At 70.3% G+C, this 16974-nt stretch carries 16 protein-coding genes and 1 pseudogene; 12 read left to right on the top strand and 5 right to left on the bottom strand.

The genetic code is table 11. The features are described 5' to 3' along the window. Window positions 1-60 precede the first annotated feature (60 nt). The 5 genes from ACZ4IF_RS14120 (at window position 61) to ACZ4IF_RS14100 (ending at window position 5724) form a co-directional block, all read left to right on the top strand. Window positions 61-1521: an aldehyde dehydrogenase gene (locus ACZ4IF_RS14120; RefSeq protein ID WP_467562563.1), complete on the top strand. Its 1461-nt coding sequence runs from the start codon at window positions 61-63 to the stop codon at window positions 1519-1521. Beyond that, window positions 1514-2455 carry a 3,4-dihydroxyphenylacetate 2,3-dioxygenase gene (locus ACZ4IF_RS14115; RefSeq protein ID WP_467562561.1) on the top strand — a complete coding sequence of 314 codons (942 nt, stop codon included), beginning with the start codon at window positions 1514-1516 and terminating at the stop codon, window positions 2453-2455. The genes ACZ4IF_RS14120 and ACZ4IF_RS14115 overlap by 8 nt, the downstream gene beginning before the upstream one ends. 10 nt (window positions 2456-2465) lie before the next feature. After that, entirely contained in the window at window positions 2466-3311 is an 846-nt protein-coding gene (locus ACZ4IF_RS14110; RefSeq protein WP_467562559.1) for a fumarylacetoacetate hydrolase family protein, read from the top strand. 80 nt (window positions 3312-3391) lie between these two features. Then, window positions 3392-4027 (top strand): TetR/AcrR family transcriptional regulator, encoded by a 636-nt coding sequence (locus ACZ4IF_RS14105; RefSeq protein WP_467562557.1) that lies wholly within the window; start codon window positions 3392-3394, stop codon window positions 4025-4027. Between the two features lie 218 nt (window positions 4028-4245). Next, a complete protein-coding gene (locus ACZ4IF_RS14100; RefSeq protein ID WP_467562555.1) occupies window positions 4246-5724 on the top strand; it encodes an APC family permease in 1479 nt (492 codons plus the stop codon). A gap of 85 nt (window positions 5725-5809) precedes the next feature. Here ACZ4IF_RS14100 and ACZ4IF_RS14095 read toward each other — a convergent pair whose 3' ends face one another. Beyond that, a complete protein-coding gene (locus ACZ4IF_RS14095) occupies window positions 5810-6523 on the bottom strand; it encodes a type 1 glutamine amidotransferase (protein ID WP_467562553.1) in 714 nt (237 codons plus the stop codon). A gap of 113 nt (window positions 6524-6636) precedes the next feature. Here ACZ4IF_RS14095 and ACZ4IF_RS14090 point away from each other — a divergent pair, with 113 nt between their 5' ends. Then, window positions 6637-8127 carry an aldehyde dehydrogenase gene (locus tag ACZ4IF_RS14090; protein ID WP_467562551.1) on the top strand — a complete coding sequence of 497 codons (1491 nt, stop codon included), beginning with the start codon at window positions 6637-6639 and terminating at the stop codon, window positions 8125-8127. Next, complete coding sequence (locus ACZ4IF_RS14085) at window positions 8124-8825, top strand: gamma-glutamyl-gamma-aminobutyrate hydrolase family protein (protein ID WP_467562549.1); 702 nt, start codon at window positions 8124-8126, stop codon at window positions 8823-8825. Before ACZ4IF_RS14090 ends, ACZ4IF_RS14085 begins: the two co-directional genes overlap by 4 nt. A gap of 51 nt (window positions 8826-8876) precedes the next feature. Here the strand turns inward: ACZ4IF_RS14085 and ACZ4IF_RS14080 are convergent, their stop codons facing one another. Both ACZ4IF_RS14080 and ACZ4IF_RS14075 read right to left on the bottom strand, forming a co-directional pair. Beyond that, a complete protein-coding gene (locus tag ACZ4IF_RS14080) occupies window positions 8877-9449 on the bottom strand; it encodes a MarR family winged helix-turn-helix transcriptional regulator (protein WP_467562547.1) in 573 nt (190 codons plus the stop codon). 353 nt (window positions 9450-9802) lie between these two features. After that, on the bottom strand, window positions 9803-10057 hold the full coding sequence (locus ACZ4IF_RS14075; protein ID WP_467562545.1) for a hypothetical protein: 255 nt from the start codon (window positions 10055-10057) through the stop codon (window positions 9803-9805). Between the two features lie 795 nt (window positions 10058-10852). Here ACZ4IF_RS14075 and ACZ4IF_RS14070 point away from each other — a divergent pair. Together ACZ4IF_RS14070 and ACZ4IF_RS14065 are read left to right on the top strand one after the other, a co-directional pair. Continuing rightward, window positions 10853-13783, top strand: coding sequence for an AfsR/SARP family transcriptional regulator (locus tag ACZ4IF_RS14070; RefSeq protein ID WP_467562543.1), 2931 nt, complete (start codon window positions 10853-10855; stop codon window positions 13781-13783). 55 nt (window positions 13784-13838) lie between these two features. Continuing rightward, window positions 13839-14174 (top strand): hypothetical protein, encoded by a 336-nt coding sequence (locus ACZ4IF_RS14065; protein WP_467562542.1) that lies wholly within the window; start codon window positions 13839-13841, stop codon window positions 14172-14174. 303 nt (window positions 14175-14477) lie between these two features. On the opposite strand, the gene ACZ4IF_RS14060 is transcribed toward ACZ4IF_RS14065, so the two are convergent. Together ACZ4IF_RS14060 and ACZ4IF_RS14055 are read right to left on the bottom strand one after the other, a co-directional pair. Further along, window positions 14478-15362: a fructosamine kinase family protein gene (locus tag ACZ4IF_RS14060; protein WP_467562541.1), complete on the bottom strand. Its 885-nt coding sequence runs from the start codon at window positions 15360-15362 to the stop codon at window positions 14478-14480. 28 nt (window positions 15363-15390) lie between these two features. Beyond that, window positions 15391-15738 carry a hypothetical protein gene (locus ACZ4IF_RS14055; protein WP_467562539.1) on the bottom strand — a complete coding sequence of 116 codons (348 nt, stop codon included), beginning with the start codon at window positions 15736-15738 and terminating at the stop codon, window positions 15391-15393. A 197-nt stretch (window positions 15739-15935) separates the two neighbouring features. Here ACZ4IF_RS14055 and ACZ4IF_RS14050 point away from each other — a divergent pair. From ACZ4IF_RS14050 to ACZ4IF_RS14040, 3 genes and pseudogenes are all read left to right on the top strand, one after another. Next, window positions 15936-16130: pseudogene (locus tag ACZ4IF_RS14050) on the top strand (helix-turn-helix domain-containing protein); the annotation flags it as partial. A gap of 86 nt (window positions 16131-16216) precedes the next feature. Continuing rightward, on the top strand, window positions 16217-16681 hold the full coding sequence (locus ACZ4IF_RS14045; protein ID WP_467562537.1) for a transposase: 465 nt from the start codon (window positions 16217-16219) through the stop codon (window positions 16679-16681). Between the two features lie 53 nt (window positions 16682-16734). Beyond that, window positions 16735-16971, top strand: coding sequence for a hypothetical protein (locus ACZ4IF_RS14040; protein WP_467562535.1), 237 nt, complete (start codon window positions 16735-16737; stop codon window positions 16969-16971). Window positions 16972-16974 lie beyond the last annotated feature (3 nt).

Raw genomic sequence — 16974 nt, 5'->3', positions numbered from 1 at the left:
GCAGTTCCCCGCGCCCCTAGGTGGGCTGCACTCCCTCCCCGTTCAACAGGAGCCGTTCTCATGACTGACAAGATCACTGTCGCCGGAGTCGCCGTCGACACCCGGCACTGGATCGGCGGCGAGCGCGTCGCCTCCGCCGGCACCTTCACCGACGTCTCACCGATCGACGGCAGCGTGATCGGTGAGATCGCCCGCGGCACCGCCACGGAGGCCGCGGCCGCCGTCGCCGCCGCGAAGGCCGCCTTCCCGGCCTGGGCCGCCACCCCCCGCGCCGAACGCGCCCGCCTCCTGCACGCCGTCGCCGACGGGGTCGAGAAGCGGATCGAAGAGCTCGCCGTCGTCGAGACCACCGACAACGGCGCCCTGCTGCGCTCGCACCGCCGCGGCGTCATGCCGCGCGTCGCGCACAACTTCCGCTTCTTCGCCGACTGGCTGCTGACGCTGGAGCACGAGGACTTCGACACCCGCGGGCACACCAACCACGTCGACTGGGACCCGGCCGGACCCAGCGTGCTGATCACACCGTGGAACGCCCCGCTGATGCTCTCGACCTGGAAGATCGCCCCGGCCCTCGCGGCCGGCAACACCGTGGTGCTCAAGCCCGCCGAGTGGACCCCGCTGACCGCCTCGCTCCTCGCGGACATCGCCGCCGAGGCCGGGCTGCCCGCCGGCGTGCTCAACATCGTCCAGGGCTACGGCTCCGAGATCGGCGACGCCCTCACCTCGGACCCGGACGTGCGCCGCATCAGCTTCACCGGCTCGGTGCCCACCGCCAAGCGGATCTCGGCGTCGGCGGCCGCCAACCTCACCCCGCTCAGCCTCGAACTCGGCGGCAAGTCCCCGCTGCTGGTGTTCGCCGACGCCGACCTCGACCTCGCCGTGGACCTCGCGGTGGAGCAGTACGACAACGCGGGGCAGGTCTGCCTGGCCGCCACCCGCATCCTGGTCGAGGAGTCGATCGCCGAGGAGTTCACCCGGCGCTTCACCGAGAAGGCGGCCGGCATCGTGCAGGGCGACCCGCGCGACGAGACCACCGACATCGGCCCCAACATCCACCCCCGCCAGCTGGAGAAGATCGACGGCTTCGTGCAGCGGGCGATCGCGGCCGGCGCCCGCGCCGTCATCGGCGGGCACCGCAAGGACGGCCAGTACTACGCGCCGACCCTGCTCACCGATGTGGCGCAGGACAGCGAGATCGTCCAGGAGGAGGTCTTCGGTCCCGTCCTGACCCTCCAGACCTTCGCCACCGAGGACGAGGCCGTACGCCTGGCCAACGACACCCGCTTCGGGCTCGCCGCCACCGTCGCCACCGGCGACAAGCAGCGCGCCGGGCGCGTCACCGCACAACTCGTCGCGGGCACCGTCTGGGTCAACTGCTTCTTCGTACGCGACCTCCAGGCGCCCTTCGGCGGCTCCCGCCACTCCGGCGTCGGGCGCGAGGGCGGCAACTGGAGCTTCGACTTCTACTGCGACCTGAAGAACACCGTCACCGCCCCGAAGGGATGGAAGGACCATGGGTGAGATCGTCGGGGCGGGCCTGCTCGCCCATGTCCCCACCATCGTGCTGCCCGAGGCCGTACGGCTGGAACTGAACGAGGGCAAGGAGATCACCCTTGTCACCGGCCTCGAGCAACTGCGCAAGGACGTCTTCGAGCGGGACGACTACGACACCGTCGTGGTCCTCGACTCCCACTGGGCGACCACCGTCGAGTTCGTCGTCACCGCACAGCAGCGCCGGTCCGGGCTCTTCACCTCCGAGGAGCTGCCGCGCGGCATGTGCCGGATGCCGTACGACTTCCCGGGAGATCCCGAACTCGCCCAGAACATCGAGAAGTTCGCGGGCAAGCACGGCACCTGGATCACCGCGATCGAGGACGACCATCTGCCGATCTACTACGCCACCATCAACCTCTGGAAGTTCCTCGGAGAGGGCCTTCCCGCCAAGCGGTGGGTGACCATCGGCGTCTGTCAGACCGGCGACATGGAGGACCATCTGCGGCTCGGGCGGGCGCTCGCCGACGGCATCGCCGCCACCCCCGGCCGCCGCGTCCTGCTCATCGCCTCCGGCGCCCTCTCGCACACCTTCTGGCCGCTGCGCGAGCTGCGCGACCACGAGTCCAGCGACACCGCGCACATCTTCACGCCCGAGGCCCGCGAGGCGGACCACGAGCGGATCGCCTGGTTCAAGGAGGGCCGCCACGACAAGGTCCTCGACACCATGGACGAGTTCTGGAAGTACAAGCCCGAGGCGAAGTTCTTCCACTACCTGATGATGGCCGGCGCCCTCGGCGAGCAGGCCTGCACGGCCAAGGCCCGGCAGTACGGCGAGTACGAGAACTCCATCGGCACCGGCCAGGTCCACCTCTGGTTCGACCGCCCGGCCGACGGCTGGACCGGCACGGAAGCGTCCGCATCCGTGCCCGCCGCACCCCACAACCCGCACCGTCGCTTCTAGGAAGGCTGTCATGCCCGAATACCGCCGCATCCTCCTCGACGGCGCCGCCGTCCAGGTCACCGTCGACGGGGACGAACTCGTCGCCGGGGACGGCCGCCGCGTCAAGACCGAACAGGCCCAGCACCTGCCGCCGGTCGTGCCCTCCAAGGTGATCGCCGTCCACCTCAACCACCGCAGCCGCGTGGACGAGTTCCAGATCGGCCTGCCGGACACCCCGACCTACTTCCACAAGCCGACCTCGGCCCTCAACTCCCACAAGGGCGCCATCGTCCGCCCAGAGGGCTGCAAGTGGCTCAACTACGAGGGCGAGGTCGCCATCGTCATCGGGAAGACCGCGCGGAACATCTCGCCGGCGGAGGCGGGGGAGTACATCGCGGGCTACACCGTCGCCAACGACTACGGCCTGCACGACTTCCGTGACACGGACGCCGGCTCCATGCTCCGCGTGAAAGGCTCCGACACCCTCTGCCCGCTCGGCCCCGGCCTGGTCACCGACTGGGACTTCCACGGCAAGAGCCTGCGGACATATGTCAACGGCGAGGTGGTGCAGGACGGTTCGACCGACGAGATGCAGTGGGACATGCACTACCTCGTCGCCGACATCGCCCGCACCATCACCCTGTACCCCGGCGACGTGCTGCTGTCCGGCACCCCGGCCAACTCCCGCCCGGTCCGGCCCGGCGACGTGGTCGAGGTCGAGGTCGAGGGCCTGGGCCGGCTCACCAACCACATCGTCACCGGCCCCACCGCCGTCCGTACCGACGTCGGCGCCCAGCCCACCGAGTCCGAGGAGGTGCTGTCCACCGCGCTCGGCGGCGACTGGGAGTTCCGCGGCATCCGCCCGCCCCGGCGGTGACCCCGGCCACGAGACGGCCTCGTGGCGGCCCCGCGACCGAGCCGCCCGGTGCGAGGGTCCGCGCAGGTAGGGTCGCTCGCATGACCGAGTCCGCCGACGCGCCCCAGAGCCGCAAGCCACGCAAACGCCTGCACTACGGCGAGGGCCGCGAGGCCCTGCTCAACGCCGCGGTCCGGGTGGTGGCCCGTGGCGGCCTGCGCAAGCTCACCTACCGGGCCGTCGCGCAGGAGGCCGGGGTCACCCACGGCCTCGTCGTGCACCACTTCGGCTCGCGCGACGCGCTGATCGAGGCGACCCTCGCCCACACGATCCGCACCTCGCTGACCACCAGCGCGCTCGAACCCGGCACCGGCGAGGTCGCGGACTTCGCGGCCGGGGTCTCCGAGATGGTCACGGCGGACCCCGACCTCCAGGCCTTCCAGTACGAGCTCCTGCTGGAGGCACGCCGCAGGCCGGAGCTGCTGCCACCGCTGCGCGAGCTGTACGACGAGTACTTCGACGCCACACGGCGCGAATTGAGCCGCATGCTGCCCGCCGGCGCGGACGAGGCGCTGACCCGGCTGGTCTTCGCCGCTCTCGACGGCCTCGTGCTGCACCAGCTCGTCTTCGGCGAGCCCGAAGTCACGGTCGCTGCCCTGGAGGAACTGCGGTCCCTTCTGCGGCTCCTGCACGACGACGGCGAGGGCGACGACCCCGGCGACAGAGGCGGCTCGTGACGAGCTGACGTGCCGCGCAATGCAGGGCCCCGGACGTTTCGCGTCCGGGGCCTTTCGTCGTTCCCGTCCGGGGAGCGGGTGCACTGGGCGTTGCCCCTGCCGTCACGGCAAAAAACATCGCCCGACCCCCTTGTCATCTGGATAGTTCCAGCTCAGTATGAGGCAACTCGTTTGGCTCTAAATAATCCTCCTTCCACGTCCCCAGGCAGGTGATCCGCGTGGACAGTCAAACGGTCCAGAGGAGTCAGACGATGCAGGACGACTCCGTGACAGGCCGGCTCAAACCCAACTCACTCGGTGTGCTGGGCATCCTCTTCTTCGTCCTCTCCGCGCAGGCGCCGCTGACCGGCATCGCCGGGGCGGTGCCGATCGCCGTCGCCATCGGCAACGGCGCGGGAGTGCCCGCCGCGTACGTCGTGGCCGGCCTCGTCATTCTGCTGTTCTCCGTCGGCTTCGTCGCCATGGGGCGGCATGTCGTGGATGCCGGCGCGTTCTACACCTACATCGGCAAGGGGCTCGGCCGTCGCGTCGGCTCTGGCAGCGCCGGTGTCGCGCTCTTCGCCTACTGTGCGATCCAGGCCGCGATGTACGGGCTGTACGGCAACATCGTCAGCGGCCTGGTCCAGCAGTACGCGCATGTGCACATCACATGGTGGGTCTTCGTCCTGGTGACCATGGCGATCGTCCAGGTCCTCGGCGCCGCCGGGATCGAGATGGGTGCCAAGCTGCTGGCCGTGTTCGTGCTGGCGGAGTTCAGCATCCTGTTCGTCTTCGCCCTGGTCACCTTCTTCAAGGGCGGCGGCCCCCAGGGACTGGACTTCACCGACAGCTTCTCGCCCGGTGCCGCCCTCCAGGGCGCACCCGGTGTGGCGCTGATGTTCGCCGTGGCGTCGATGTTCGGCTTCGAGGCCACCGCCATCTACGGCGAGGAGGCGCGCGAGCCCCGCAAGACCGTGCCCCGGGCCACCTATCTCTCCGTCGTCGTGATCAGCGGCTTCTTCGCCTTCACCTCGTGGATGCTGGTCTCCGCCCACGGCGCCTCGCAGGCCACCGCCGACGCCGGCAAGGCGCTGAGCGGCGGTGACGCCTCCGGATGGGTCTTCGCGCCGATCACCGCGCAGTTCGGCGGCTGGGTGGGCGACGTCCTGCCGATCCTGCTGGCGACCTCCCTCTTCGCCGGCATCCTCGCCTTCCACAACTCCGCCAACCGCTATCTCTTCTCGCTCGGCCGGGACGGTCTGCTGCCCCGCGGGCTGTGCAAGCTGAACAAGCGGCACTCCCCGTGGACGGCCGGCGTGGTGCAGTCCGTGGTCGCCGTGCTGCTCGTCATGCCGTTCGCCCTGCTGGGCAAGGACCCGGTGCTGACCCTGTTCTCGTGGTTCAGCGGAGTCGCCGTGCTGGCGATCATGCTCCTGTACTTCCTGACCTCTGTGTCCGTGGTCGCGTTCTTCCGCCGCGAGCGGCTGGACACCCGCCCCTGGAACACCCTGATCGCCCCCGTGCTGGGCGCGCTCGGCATCGCCGGCGCGATCTGGCTGATCCTCGCCAACTTCACGACCCTCATCGGCGGGGACTCGGCAACGGCGACCTGGCTCGGCCTCATGGTGCCGGTGGTACTGGGTCTCGGCGTCGTCGCGGACCAGGTGACGCGCAACAGGACGCCGGTGGAGTCCGCCCAGGCTGCCGAGGCCGCCTGAGCAGGCCGCTGCCTCCCCGCGGTGCGGCCGGTCCGGGTTCCCGTTCGTCGGGCTCGGACCGGCCCGCTCGGCCGTGAGGAACGCGTCAGCCGGCAGTCGCGCCCGCCACCCGGTCGAGGAACGCGTCGACCAGGTGGCGGGCGTTCGCCCGGCTCGTCCGCTCCAGCTCCTCGGTCCGGGCGAGCAGGTCGCCGGGGTCCACGCCGTGCTGCAGGCACTGCTCCGTGCCGCCGTTGTCGAGATACCGGCGCACCGTCGTGGCGGTGATCTCCGGGTGGAACTGCACGCCCAGGCTGCGTCCGAGCCGGAACGCCTGTGTGCACACCGCGTTGCGGGCCAGCTCCTTCGCCCCCGGCGGCAGCAGGCAGCGGTCGTAGTGCCACTGGAACCAGGGCCCGGGGCCGATCAGTGAGGGATCATCGGTGCCGACCTCGACCCAGCCGATCTCCGCGCGCGGCGACGTCTCGACCGAACCGCCGAGCGCGGTGGTCAGCGCCTGCGCGCCGAAGCAGACGCCGAGCACCGGGACGCCGAGGTGATGGGCCTTGCGCAGCAGGGCCAGTTCGCCGCCGATCCAGGGGCCGACGGCCGTCTCGTCGTACACCGACCAGGGGGCGCCGAGCGACACGATCAGGTCCCAGTCGTCGGCCGCGGGGAAGTCGAAGCTCACCTGCGGCGTGTGGTGGCGGTGTTCGGGCACGACGGTCACGACGGTCAGGTCGTAGCCGCGCTCCACGAGTCGGGCCCCGACCGGGCCGGGGTCGGTCACATGGTCGTGCTGGATGACGAGTGCGCGCACGGCGGGTTCCTTCCCGGGGGTTCGCGGATCCGCCGCAGCGGTCCGTGAACTCTTGTGATGGCTCTCCCCACACCATATCGTTTGGAATCAAATAAACTCTCTGGAGGTTCCGCATGCCGGACATCACGCACTCGGAGTGGCTGCGCCGGGCCCAGGCACTGGACCTGTCCGGCCCGCATCACATCGACGGCGCCGACGAGGGCGGGGGAGGGGACGTCTTCGCCGCCGTCTCGCCCCGTGACGGCCAGGTGCTGACCCAGGTCGCCGACGGGGGCGCGAAAGAGGTGGACGCGGCCGTGGCCGCCGCCCGCCGCGCCTTCGACTGCGGACCCTGGCCGCGGCTCGCACCCGCCGACCGCGGCCGGATGCTGCTGCGCATCGCCGATCTGCTCGAAGAGCGGCGCGCGGAGCTGGCGTTGACCGTCAGCCTGGAGATGGGCAAGCCGATCACGGACGCGTACGACATCGAACTGCGGGCCGTGATCACCACATTCCGCTGGTACGGGCAGCTGGCCGACAAGCTGCACGACGAGTCCCCCCACACCGCCCCGGACGCCCTCGCGCTGGTCACCCGGGAGCCGGCAGGCGTCGTCGGTGCGGTCGTGCCGTGGAACTTCCCCCTGACGCTGGCCGGCTGGAAGATAGCCCCGGCGCTCGCCGCGGGCTGCACCGTCGTACTGAAGCCGTCGGAGAACTCACCCCTGTCGGCTCTGCTGCTCGGCCGGATCGCCACCGAGGCCGGACTGCCGCCGGGCGTGCTGAACGTGGTGAACGGCGACGGGCCGGTGGCCGGGCGCGCCCTCGGTCTCCATCCCGGCGTGGACGTCCTGGCCTTCACGGGCTCCACCGCCGTCGGCCGCCACTTCCTGCACTACTCCGCCGACTCCAACCTCAAGCGGGTCTGGCTCGAACTCGGCGGCAAGTCGCCCAACATCGTCCTGCCGGACGCCCCGGACCTGGAGAAGGCCGCCGCCACCGCCGCCTGGGGCATCTTCTTCAACCAGGGCGAGATGTGCACCGCCCCGTCCCGGCTGCTGGTGCACTCCTCGGTAGCCGAACAGGTCACCGAGGCGATCGTGCGGCGGGCCCATGAGCTGAGGGTCGGCGACCCGCTCGACCCGGCGACCGAGATGGGCGCCATGGTCGGCGAGAGTCATCTGGAACGGGTCCTCGGCCACATCGGCACCGGCCTGGAGGAGGGCGCCCGCCTGCGCGCCGGCGGCGACCGCACGGCCGGCGAGACCGGCGGCAGCTTCCTGCAGCCCACCGTCTTCGACCAGGTGGACCCGGGCATGCGGATGGCCCGCGAGGAGATCTTCGGCCCGGTCCTGTCCGTCCTCACCTTCGACGACCTGGACGAGGCGGTCCGCCTCGCCAACGCCACCGAGTACGGCCTCGCGGCCGGCCTGTGGACCTCGGACCTGTCCACCGCCCACCGGGTCTCCCGGGCCCTGAAGGCCGGCACGGTCTGGGTCAACTGCTACGAGGAGGGCGACCTGACCGTCCCCTTCGGTGGCATGAAGCAGTCCGGCAACGGCCGCGACAAGTCCGTACACGCTCTCGAGAAGTACACCGAACTGAAGACCACCTGGATCCAGCTGTGACCCGTCCCCTGATCGCGATCCCCGCCCGCTTCGCCGCCACCACCTCCGCGCTGCGGTACGCCGCCGAGGTCAACGCCCGTGCGCTGATCGAGGCGGTGTGGCGGGCCGGCGGCGAACCGGCGAGCATCCATCCCGCCCCCGACGACGTGGCCGGACGTCTCGCCCGCTTCGACGGCGTCCTGCTCCCCGGCGGCGGGGACCTCGCCCCGCACCGCTACGGCGCCACCGACACCCACGACAGCGTCTACGACGTCGACGACCTCCAGGACGACTTCGACCTCGAACTCGCCCGGCAGGCCATCGACTCGGGCGTGCCCCTGCTGGCGATCTGCCGCGGACTCCAGGTCGTCGACGTCGCTCTCGGCGGCACCCTGGAGCAGGACATGGGCGGCCCGGAGAGCGAGCACCGCCACCTCGTGCACCCGGTGGCGATCCGGCGCGGCACCCTGCTGGAGCGGGCGACGGGCGCGGAGAAGGTGGAGGCGTCCTGCTACCACCACCAGCGGATCAGCCGCACCGGCGCGGGACTCACGGTCACCGCACGCGCGGCCGACGGCACCGTGGAAGGGCTCGAACTGCCGGGCGCCCGTGGATGGTTCACCGCGGTGCAGTGGCACCCGGAGGACACCGCCCACGAGGACCCGGCCCAGCAGGGCCTCTTCGACGCGCTCGTGCGGGCCGCCGGCGAGCGGGGCTGAACCGACTCGCTCCTACGAGCTGCCGCCGGACCGGGGCCGCCCCGGTCCGGCTCAGGCTTGTGCGCGGCGTCCGCTGCGGCGCGGGGCCGGAGGGGCGCCGTCGAGCAGGGAGAGCCGGCGCTCCTCCCCGTTCTCCTCGACCTGGAGCACGACCTGCCGCAGCGCCTGCGCGATGCCGCGGCACTCGTCGTCGCTGAGCCGCGCGGCCACGAAGGCCTCTTCCTGGTTGAACGCGGGGAAGAGCCGCCGCATCAGCTCCTCGCCCTCGTCGGTGAGGCTGAGCAGCACCAGCCTGCCGTCGGTGGGGTGAGCGGCCCGCTGCACGAGCCCGCGCTTCTCCAGGGTCCGCGATACTCCGGTGAGCGTCCCCTTGGAGATACCCGCCTCCTCCGCCACGTGCCGGGTCTCCGACTCGCCCCACACCCAGACCACCCACAGGACGACGAACGCCGTCCAGGTCAGGTCCGCGCTGCGCAGCACGGAGTTCTCCAGGTGCTGCCGGACCGCGGAGGCGGCACGGTAGATGTTGGCCACGACGGCCATCTGCTCACGGTGGATCGGGATACCGCCGAGCTTGGCCTCCGCCAGCTTCTCGGCTTGTGTGATCGATCGTTGGCCGGGCACGGGCACACTCCTTGATGCCGCGGGGGCATGTCGGATCTCGAATGTCGTTCGGATCCAAATTGTACGGTCCCGCAGCCGGCGGCCGGCGGTGCCGACCGGGACCGGGCCATCGCACGGTCGCGAGCGGCACCTCGGTCGCCTTGATCAGCGCGACGACCGGCGACAGCAGCGGTAGCCCGGTACCTCCGGCGCAGCCGGCCTCGCCCCAAGGAGACATGCCCGCCCGTGACGGCCGCCTCGACGAGTTCCAGCGGTCGAACCTGCTGGTCGATCCTGCTGAGACGGGTGTCGCAGCCGCACCACTGGCGTGCGCCGTGCACGCCATTTTCGGACGAGGTGAGCTCCGTGGGCCGTCACCGTACGGCAGTGGCCCGTGGATTGACCTCACAGCGATCGATCTTGTCCACGGGTCCCGCACTGGCAGCGGCCACCCGGACTCTCGTCTCGCTCTTCGCGGACACCAACACCTGATCGTAGGTCTCGCTCATGGTGAAGCCGCGCGCGTCCTTGTAGCTGATCCTCACGGCGAAGAGGCCCTCGCGCCCGTTCGGATTCCCGACCTTGACGGTCGTGTAGGGGTCGTCCGTGTTCGCGCAGTGTGTGAGCACGGCGGTGCCGTCCTTCAGGGGCCGGGCGGTAGCGACGGAGGGGGACGCAGTGGGGGTGGAACGGTCGGTCGGCCGCGAACGCTGTGTGTCGCCGCTTCCACCGGTACCCGACCCGGAGTCGCCACCGGTGACGCCGACTGTGCTGCCAGACCTTGCTGTTTGCGCGGGCTGCGGAGTGGCTTCGCCCGACTTTGTGGCACCGCATCCGGACAAACCTATGACTGCCGCCAGAACCACTCCGGCGGTCATGTGCACCCGCTTGATCACGTCACTCTTTCGAAGAACCGAGCCGCAGGATCGATTCCAGGACGGCTGCGCTGGTCAGCGCGTGCAGAGGCTACCAGCGGGCGGATCCGGAACCGGCTGCCGTGGGGCGATGACGTGATCATCACGGTCTAGGCCGATCCGTTCACACATCCGCGGGGAAGAGACTCACAGCTCGGCCACCACTCCTCGTCGTCGGCTGGTGCTCGCACAGCACCATGCCACCGCTCCGCCGCCGTCATTGGAGTCGGTGCCGACACCGCCGTCGACGCGGTCGTTCCCGCCCGTCGCAACGGCGGCTCTCCCCTCCGACGAACCTCTGTTGCCACCCCGGACACCGCTCTGCCTCATGTTGCGCGGGCCCAGTCCTCGGAGAAGACTGGCGCGCCAATACGACGGTCACCGACGCCACTTCGGTCACCAGGCACCTTCTTCGGCTTTTGCGGGTCGGGCGGAGTCCTGTCCGTCACCATGGCCGCGGTGCTGCAACGGTGCTGAAGTTCAGCTCGTGCACGGGAGTGGAGGTTCGGTGTGGGCGGGGCATCTCCTCAGCAGACGCAGCGGCTTCGGATCGCGTTACTCGGTCCTGTCCTGGCCTGGCACGGTACGAGGCCTGTGGATCTGGGCCCGCCTCGACGTCGTGCGGTGCTGGCCGCGTTGGTGCTTCGCGCCGGCACGCTGGTGAGCCGCGAGCAACTGCTCGACGGGGTGTGGGCGGAGCAGCCGCCGGACTCCGGCCGAAAGGTCCTGGCGCCCTACGTCTATGAGTTGCGGAAGGCTCTCGACGAGATGGGCTCCGGGCCGGAGCACTCGGCGATCCGCACGGGAACGGACGGCTATCTCTTCGTCGCCGACGATCTCCATCTCGATGTCGCCGAGCTGGCCGGGCTGGCCGATGCGGCGCACCATGCGAAGGTGTCCGGTGACCCGGCCACCGCGCTGGACCGGTACACCGAGGCGCTCGCCCTGTTCCGCGGCGAGCCCCTGGCCGGGCTGCCGGGCCCCTTCGCACGAGTCGAACGGGAGCGGCTGGCGGAGCGCAGACGCACCGTGCAGCAGGAGCAGCTGGAATGCCTGGTCCTTCTCGGCCGCTCCGCCGACACCCTGGACGAGCTTGCCGCGCTGTCCGCGTCCGCTCCCCTCGACGAGTCGGTGCTCGCGTTGCGCATGCGTGCCCTGTACGGCAGCGGACGCCAGGCGGAGGCCCTGAACGCCTTTCAGGACATGCGCAAGCGTCTGAGTGACGAGCTCGGCGTCGATCCCGGCGAAGGACTCCGGCAGACGTATGCCGCGGTCCTGCACCAGGACGACGAACGCCTGCTCGGTCCGGTCCCGGCTCGCTCCGCCGCTCACCCCCGGCCGACCCGCCGCACGGTCAATGACCTGCCCGGCGACGCCGGCCGCTTGATCGGGCGCGACGCGGAGCTGGCGCGGCTGATCGATCCGTCGTCCGCACCGGGGTCGGTGACGATCGTGACCGTGGACGGTACGGCCGGAGTCGGCAAGACCGCGCTCGTCGTACGCGCGGCCCGTGAGCTCAACGACCGCTACCCCGACGGCTGCCTCTTCGTGGACCTGCGCGCACACAGCACGCGGCGGCGGCAGTCACCGGAGCAGGTGCTGCAACGCCTGCTGCGGTCACTCGGCGAGACCAACGGAGAGCTGCCGAGCGACCTGGAGGAACTCACCGCCGCCTGGCGCGCGGCGACCAACCCGTTACGACTGCTCCTGGTGCTGGACGACGCCCTGGACGCCGATCAAGTCCGACCGCTGCTGCCGGCGGGAGGAGGAAGCCGGGTGCTGGTGGCTGGACGGCGACGGCTGGCGGGATTGGACGCCGACCGACGAGTCACCCTGGAACCCCTCAGGAGCGGGGACGCCGTGTCACTGCTCTCGCACATCGTCGGAGCGGAGCGTGCGGGCAGGGAGCCGCTGGCGACGCATCGGCTGGCCGAGCTCTGCGACGGACTGCCGCTGGCCCTGCGCATCGCCGGGTCGCGGTTGCAGAACCGGCACACCTGGACTGTGGCGTACCTGGTGGGCCGCATCACGGGGGACGACTGCCGGCTGGGTGAACTGAGTGTCGGGGACCGCAGCGTGGAAGCGGCCTTCCTGCTGTCGTACGACCAGCTCGCCGCCGAGCAACAGCGCGCATTCCGCGCTCTGGGCCTGGTGCCGACGGTCGAGTTCGACGTACTGACGTTGGCAACGATGCTCGATCGGCCGCTGCACGACGCTGAGCGGATTCTGGAGAGTCTGGTCGACGCGAGTCTTCTGCAGGAGCCGCAGCCGAGCCGCTACCGACTGCACGACCTGGTGCGCATGTACGCACGGCGCCTCGCGGAGACTACGCCCGCCGAGGCAGCGGCCGCCCGCACGGCCGTCCTCCGCCTGTTCCTGAACGCGGCCCGGCTCGCCAGCGACTGGGGCTCATGCGGATTCCCGACCGGACCCCGACCCGGCGACGTACCCTTCGCGAACTGGCGGGACGCGGATGCCTGGTTGGAAGCGGCCGGTGGAGAGCTCGTCGACGTCGTCGGGTTCGCCGCCGCGCTCGGCGAGATAGACCACGCTTGCTGGATCGCCGAGGCCCTGTGCGACTACTTCATACGGCAGGGCCGCTACGACGAGTCCCGGGCCGCTCTGGAGATCGCACTCGCGCACGTCGACGAGGCCACCGACCAGCGGATGGCCCTCGCCCTGCGGAACTGTCTGGCCTACACCGGCCTGCATCAGCGCCGATACGGACAGGCGCGCACCTTCTTCACCGAGGCGCTGCACCTCAGCCGGCTCCGTCCCCACCCGGGTGAGGAGGCTCGTGCCCTCGCCGGGCTGGGTTCCGTCGACCTGAGCGTGGGCGAGGGCGACCGGGCGGCCTCCCATCTCACCGCGGCCGTGGACTTGGCCCGGAGGCAGTGCGACGACTGGGTCGCGGCGATAGCACTTCTCACCCTCGGCCTCGTCCACCAATTCGCGGGACGGAACGAGGAGGCGCTCGTCTGCTTCGCCGACGCCCGGACCCACGCCGAGAAGGGCGGCAGACCGCGCACGCTCGGCAGGGTCTTGAGCTGCGCGGCCGACATCCACCTCCGCCTCAGCCAGTACGGTGCGGCCAAGACCCTGCTCCGCGAGGTGGTCCACCTCGTCGAGCAGGTGGGGGACGTCTACTTCGGCGCGCGCTGTCTGACACGGCTGGGCACGGCCGAACAGGGCGAGGGAGACCCGAGCGCGGCCATAGCCCTCCACCATCAGGCACTCCTGCAGCATCACTTGCTGTCCCCGCTCACGGAACCCGGCTACGACTGGCTGGAAATGGACATCCGTTCCCGGTTGGGTCGCGTCTACCTGGCGACGGGCCGCATCCGTGAGGCACGCGAGCAGTTCCAGGCCGTAGTCGCGGTCCATGACGCCCATGCGCGCCGCTCCGACCGTGCGATGGGTGACTGGGGCCTTCACTCGTGAGAGGACGATCGTGCAGATCAGCGCCCCGAATGCGTCCTGGAGGCAGAATGATCGAATGCTTCCTCCTCGCCTGCTGTGGACCGATCCCCGTCCCATTCCCCGGTTCAACAAGCAGGAGCCGGTGACGCAGATCGTTCGCGACCCCGACTTCTACGAGCCGGCGGACGAGGACGACTGCACGACCTTCCGGTACTTCTGCCGGTCCCATGACCGCGTCCACCGGCACGAGCACTGCGGGGAGGGGCCGCACCTGTTGGCCTTGCACTGCGAAGACCACGGGCCTGAGAACATGTGGCCACAGCCGGTGATGCTGATGTTCCCGGACGGGTTCGAACCAGGTCTGAGCGACGTTCAGTTGGAGTGGGTGCTGTCCGAGGATGCGGCCGGCTGAGCACGACCGTGAAGAAGGAGCCGAGACGCGGCGTTCGCGCGGGTGCGCGGGACAGCGGGGCACCGGCAATGGCTCGGCCCCCTTCAGGGTGGTCCGGGTGGTCCGCCGTGGTGGCGGCGGAACGCGGCCGTGAATGCGTACGGCGAGCTGTAGCGGACGCTCCGGGCGATGCTCGCCAGGCCGAGTTCGCCCTCACGCAGGCCGGCCCCAGGCCACGGGGCACGCTCTAAGTGGTCGGCTCCGGAAGTCCTTCGGGGGTTGACTCCGGCGCCGGTGTCGTGTCTGGCGTCTACGCAGCTGAGTTCAGGGCCGCTGCCGGAACGGGGCGAGCGTGGCGCGCACGAGATCGGCGGCGCCCCAGTCGGGGTCGAACTGGGCGATCACGGCCAGGTGCTGGCGTAGCTGGAGGATCGGCATGCGTTCACGCCAGTTGCGGTCGAGCCCGGTCAGCTCGGCGTACAGTTTGAAGAACACGTGTGCCTCGGGCGGCGGCGCCGTCGTCCACAGGTGGGCCAGGTCGACCTCGGCCCACGTGTACGACACAGCCGGGTCGATCAGCGCGGGCCGCCCGTCGGGGGTGGCCATGACGTTCTGCGCCCACAGGTCGCCGTGCGTCAGGCACGCGGGCCTGACTGGCAGCAGCTCGGGCAGCCGGTCGCACAGCCGCTCCAGCGCCGCCCGGTTGGCAGCGTCGAGCGCCTCCTGGACGCGAGGCTCGCCGAGCCAGCGCAGCAGACGGTGCTGGGCGAAGAACTCGAACCCGTCGTCATCCCAGGTGTTGACCTGCAGACGACGGCCCAGCCAGTTGTCCTGGTGCCACCCGAATCGGGGGTACCGCGTGGTGGTGTGCAGGTGGGCGAGTGCATGCGCGAACTGCTCCCAGAAGGATTCGGTGCCCGGTCGGGGCTGCAGCACGGACAATACGAGCAAGTCGTGGTCCGCGAGGATGATCTCGGGCGTGGCGACGCCGCCCGCCTCGCGCAGCATGGTGAGCCCTTCGGCTTCCGCGACGAAGGCGTTGTCCGACGGCGGCTCGCTGAACGCCTTGACGAACACCGGCGTGCCGTCACCACGGCGCGCGAGCCCCGCGGTAGCGGCGAGGCCTCCAGCGGCTGGCTCGGCCGCGACGACGTCGGTCAGGCCGGCCGCATGCAGGCGTTCGAGCAGGAAGGACATCGCGTCTGTCACAGGTGTGCTCCTGTCGGCGTAGTCGAAATCAACGATGGTGGATCTGGGCCCAGATGCCGGGGGCGGTGAGGTAGAGGCCGCAGGCACAGTCGAAGGCTTCTTCGGGGGTGCCGGCGAAGCTGCCGGTGGGCAGGATGGTGTCTTCGTACGTGTCGGTGCTGGCGAGGTAGAGGGCGAAGCCCCAGGTGCTGGCGGAGCCGCCATAGCGCAGACGCATGAGTTTGATGGACTCGCCATCGGCCCCTTCGCCGTCGACGTAAGCGAACTGACCGCGGTAACGGACGTCCAGGCCAGCGAGCTTGGGCCAGGCGGTACGGGCTCGCGCGGGCAGCTTCTGGGCGAGAGAGGTTTTGGTCGACTCCGGCACGATGGGCATGGGGTCATCCTGCCTGGTCGCCCGTGTCAGTGGTGCGGCAGGCTCCAGTCGGTAAGATCCACTTCTGCTGATCGGCCTGCCTGCCTTGCCCGTTGCTGTTGCCTGCCCGATATCGCTGACCGCCTCGCAGAGGCACCGGCTGAAGAAGATGGCCTACGGTCACAAGACTGCCCACCAGAGCCGAATGCGCGCACATCGTGCTCCACGCGGCACTGGGCCGCTCCAACGCGCGCATCGCCCGTGAGACGGGTCTGCACGTGGACACCGTACGAACCTGGCGGGGCCGGTTCGGCCAAGAGGGCATGGCCGGGATGGCCGACCGTCGTCGCCCCGGCCGGCCACCCTCGTTCACCGCACTGCAGGCCGCCAAGGTCAAGGCACTGGCCTGCCAACTGCCCGCCGAGACCGGCGTCCCGTCTCGCGCTGGTCGTGCCCGGAGCTGGCCCGCGGGGCCGTGCAGCGGGACATCGCCCCGTCCGTGTCAGCCGCCACCGCCCAGGACGCACTCAAGCCCTGGCAGCACCGGTCCTGGATCTTCATCACCGACCCCGATTTCGGACCCAAGGCGACCCGCGTGCTGGACCTCTACGCCCGCACCTGGCAAGGCCGGCCGCTCGGACCGGACGAGTACGCCATCAGCGCCGACGAGAAGACCTCCATCCAGGCGCGCTGCCGCTGCCACCCGACCCTCGCCCCCGGAAAAGCCCGCACCATGCGCGTCAACCACACCTACGGACGCGGCGGCGCCCTCGCCTACCTGGCCGCCTACGACGTCCACAGCGCGACGGTGTTCGGCCGCACCGAGCCGAAAACCGGCATCAAGCCGTTCATGAACCTGGTCGCCCAGGTCATGAGCAACGAGCCCTACGCCAGTGCCAAGCGCGTGTTCTGGATCGTCGACAACGGCTCCTCCACCGCGGCAAGAAGGCCGCCGAGCGGCTGACCGCGGCGTTCCCCAACGCGGTGCTCGTCCATACCCCGGTGCACGCCTCGTGGTTGAACCAGGTGGAGATCTACTTCTCCGTCGTCCAGCGCAAGGTGGTCTCGCCCAACGACTTCACCGACCTTACCCAGGTCGGGGACCGGCTCCGAGCCTTCGAAGACCGCTACAACGCCACGGCACAGCCGTTCCAGTGGAAGTTCACCACCTCCGACCTGGACGATCTGCTGGCCAGACTCGACCGGCACACCGCCGATCACCAGGAAGAATCCTCCGTCGCACTGGCGGCTTGATCA

It is taken from the genome of Streptomyces sp. NPDC025784, assembly GCF_055558435.1.
Note: the sequence above shows the minus strand (reverse complement) of the source record. Positions and strands in the feature narration are given on the sequence as shown.

Bases quoted from the DNA above. Each gene is read 5' to 3' on its own strand.
- ACZ4IF_RS14120 (WP_467562563.1), top strand. From the start codon at position 61: ATGACTGACAAGATCACTGTCGCCGGAGTCGCCGTCGACACCCGGCAC.
- ACZ4IF_RS14115 (WP_467562561.1), top strand. From the start codon at position 1,514: ATGGGTGAGATCGTCGGGGCGGGCCTGCTCGCCCATGTCCCCACCATC.
- ACZ4IF_RS14110 (WP_467562559.1), top strand. From the start codon at position 2,466: ATGCCCGAATACCGCCGCATCCTCCTCGACGGCGCCGCCGTCCAGGTC.
- ACZ4IF_RS14105 (WP_467562557.1), top strand. From the start codon at position 3,392: ATGACCGAGTCCGCCGACGCGCCCCAGAGCCGCAAGCCACGCAAACGC.
- ACZ4IF_RS14090 (WP_467562551.1), top strand. From the start codon at position 6,637: ATGCCGGACATCACGCACTCGGAGTGGCTGCGCCGGGCCCAGGCACTG.
- ACZ4IF_RS14065 (WP_467562542.1), top strand. From the start codon at position 13,839: ATGCTTCCTCCTCGCCTGCTGTGGACCGATCCCCGTCCCATTCCCCGG.
- ACZ4IF_RS14055 (WP_467562539.1), bottom strand. From the start codon at position 15,738: ATGCCCATCGTGCCGGAGTCGACCAAAACCTCTCTCGCCCAGAAGCTG.